Genomic DNA, 3,045 nt, shown 5'->3' on the forward strand with positions numbered 1-3,045 from the left:
TGTCCCACCTCGGCCTGGACGCCGCTGTCTTCCGCCGCGGTGGGTGCGGGTGTGGTGCGCGCGAGGACGACAACACGAAAGCGAGGCCGTGAATGAGTTCTCATGAGGGGTCGGTGTTCAAACGCTGCGGATGCCGCCACGAGACCACCACCAAACCGCTGGGGGCGAAGTGCCCGAAGCTGCGGCGGGAGGACGGGGCGTGGAACCCCCGGCACGGCGAATGGGCCTTCCAGCTCGAACTCCCCCGCACCGTTGAGGGCAAGCGCCGCCAGGCACGCCGGGGCGGCTTGGACTCGCAGGAACAGGCCCAAGCCCAGCTCGACCACGTCAAAGCGCTGGTCCGCCTGGCCGAAGAGGAAGCGGAGGTGGAGGTTCAGGTCGCCGACCTGATCCAGCAAGCTCTGCGGGCACGGCGTCCGCTGCCGGAGACGGTCGAGGTCAAACGCCGCATCGGTGCCGGGACGCGCACCCGAGAGAAGATCCCGACCGTCGCCCAGTGGCTCAAGGAGTGGCTGGACGGCAAACCCGACCTCGCGCTGAAGACGCGGGCCTCCTACGAGGGCCACATCCGCAACTACCTCGTGCCGCACCTGGGGGCCACACGTCTGGACAAGCTGACCTCGTGTCGGGTGGAGGAGATGTTCGCCGCGATCGAGGACAAGAACGCGCACATTCTGGAGTGCCGCGAGTCCGACGACGCGAAGGTCAAGGCGTCCGTGAAGGGGCAACGGATCATCTCGCTGTCGACCAAGCACCGCATCCGCGCGACCCTTCGGAGTGCGTTCTCCGAAGCGGTGCGACGCCCGGATCTGCCGGTGGGGGTGAACATCGCCTCCCACGCCCGGTTGCCGTCGTGCCCGCGCAGCAAGCCGTTGGTGTGGACGGCCGAGCGGGTGCGCCAGTGGCAGGTGGACGGGGTGGTGCAGGGGGAGGTGATGGTGTGGACCCCGGAGCAGACCATCACCTTCCTCACCCACGCCCGCAAGTACCGGTGGTTGTTCCCGATGTTCCACCTGATCGCCGTCAAGGGCCTGCGGCGAGGCGAAGCGGTCGGGCTCCCCTGGGCGAACACTCGGCTGACCGACGGGCAGGTCGACATCCGCACCCAGGTCATCACTTTGGGGTGGAAGACGGTGACGACCACACCGAAGAGCGCGGCGGGGCAGCGGGCGATCACCTTGGACAAGGACACGGTCAAGGTGTTGCGGTCGTGGAAGCGGTTCCAGAACGAGGCCCGCCTCGCAGCGGGGCAGGGGTGGAGGGGTTCGGGGTTGGTGTTCACCCAGTCCGACGGGTCGGGGTGGCACCCGGGGGAGGTGACCCGCTGGTTCAACCGGATCGCCCGTGCGGCGGGGTTGCCGCCGATCCATCTGCACGGGCTCCGCCATGGGGCCGCCTCACTGGCGTTGGCGGCGGGGGCGGACGTGAAGGTGGTCTCCACCGAGTTGGGGCACGCGACCACGCATTTCACCCAGGACACCTACCAGACGGTGTTCCCCGAGGTTGCCAAGGCGGCGGCCGAGGCGACGGCGGCCCTGCTCAGGCCCGTGCGCGCGTAGCGGCGGGGTAGCCGGACCGGCGAGCACACCAGGAGCGAAACCTCGCCTCCAACCCCAGGTCACGCGGGAGGTTCACTCCCGCTGGCCTGGGGTTTTCTCGTTCCCGGGGCGCCATCCCATCGGATCAAAGGCCTGATGGCGAATATGAGCCCTTCAGTCTTGCCTGTGAGTCGATAGTTATTGTGAGACGCGTTGAAATTAGTATGCCAACGAATCAAATGCTGGATTTACGAGATTTCCAGTGATGGACGTCTTCCAGCCATCCCTCGGAGGAGGACACGTCAATCGCCAGATCAATTAGTGAAGTAGTTGAGTCATTGCTTTCGAAAAGCTCCCACTCGTTCTCGGAATTTACTCTCCAGAGTGAAGCTTCTCGTGGATCTGATTCTATGATATGGGGCCAAAACTGTTCAATGCAATTAAGGGCTGATCTTGGGCGCCCCAAAGCAATGTAGCAGCAAGCTTTGTTGTAGGTGTTGGTTGCCGTCGCTTCGTAGTTTAGATCAGAAGCGATTTCCAAGTGCTGCAGTGCTTTCTGTGGATCTGTCGGGATTAGACAGAAGCCAAGATTGTTGTGCGCTTCCGGGTCAGAGGGATTTTGCTTGGAGGCAAACTCGAATATCGACGCCGCCTCGATGTTTCGATTGTTTTTTAGTAGCGCCCTCGCGTATCTAGTCATGTCAGATACCCGAAATATGGAGGCTGTCCTACTGTTGTCTGTCTGTGGCGCATTCCGAACGGCGCGCCGCGCAATCTCTGCGTTGAGAATTTCTTGGCTCACTATCCTTTCGCCCATTAGACTTTCGGGGCACGGCGGGGAAATATCTCCGGCTTGCCACAGGTATTCCAAGTGGAGGGAAGAGTTTTTCCAGTCCCTTGGAAATGTTTCCGAGAATCGGTCAACGGCCCAGGAATACTGGTCGCAAATTTCTTCATCGGGGATGTCTTCATTCCACCCCGTTTTCGGATGGATCTGACTTGGCGGCTTTAGTTCAATAATATCGTGGATGGGTGCTGATTGTATCCACCGAGTCACGGCGGGAAAAGATTTGTCCACGATTTTGGCGATGTACTCTTCGACCTCCACGAATGGGGTGGCTCTTCCCTGCCAATTTGAGGGTACGTGCGGTATTTCGAGTACAGTGGTCCAGGATTCAGTGTCAATTTTTGACTGCTTATTTTCGGGGGAATTGAGAATTGGGAAGACTCTCCCGGCGATGATCTCGCCAATGACCGATGCAGAAATTTGTCGCCACATCCCGTAGCGAATCAAGGAGGCCGAGTCCAAGCCCCTCCTGGTAAGTTCATTGGCCGCAGTTAGAGGGGATGGAGGTTGTTGTGCAGGGTCTTCCTGGGGCGATGCCACCTCGAAGGCACTGCGGAGGGTCAAGACCAGGGCCCCGGAGTTCTCGCGGTTCAGATCCATACGGGCTGGGTTCGGGTGATGCCGTGCAGGGCGAGGATCTTGTCCGGGTTGGTGTGGGCT

Annotated in this window: 2 protein-coding genes; one reads left to right on the forward strand and one right to left on the reverse strand. The window is 61.2% G+C overall.

The window, feature by feature from the left end; genetic code table 11:
• The first annotated feature begins 92 nt into the window (after window positions 1-92).
• Window positions 93-1,559, forward strand: a complete 1,467-nt coding sequence (locus AB0I72_RS28285) for a tyrosine-type recombinase/integrase (protein ID WP_358574139.1) — start codon at window positions 93-95, stop codon at window positions 1,557-1,559.
• A 214-nt stretch (window positions 1,560-1,773) separates the two neighbouring features.
• Here the strand turns inward: AB0I72_RS28285 and AB0I72_RS28290 are convergent, their stop codons facing one another.
• Window positions 1,774-2,985 carry a tetratricopeptide repeat protein gene (locus AB0I72_RS28290; RefSeq protein ID WP_358574141.1) on the reverse strand — a complete coding sequence of 404 codons (1,212 nt, stop codon included), beginning with the start codon at window positions 2,983-2,985 and terminating at the stop codon, window positions 1,774-1,776.
• Between the last annotated feature and the right edge of the window lie 60 nt (window positions 2,986-3,045).

The organism is Nocardiopsis sp. NPDC049922 (genome assembly GCF_040660275.1).
In the GTDB taxonomy this organism is placed as follows: Bacteria; Actinomycetota; Actinomycetes; order Streptosporangiales; family Streptosporangiaceae; genus Nocardiopsis.

What these genes read in the sequence shown, in the direction of transcription:
- AB0I72_RS28285 (WP_358574139.1), top strand. Translation starts at nt 93, where the DNA reads ATGAGTTCTCATGAGGGGTCGGTGTTCAAACGCTGCGGATGCCGCCAC.
- AB0I72_RS28290 (WP_358574141.1), bottom strand. Translation starts at nt 2,985, where the DNA reads ATGGATCTGAACCGCGAGAACTCCGGGGCCCTGGTCTTGACCCTCCGC.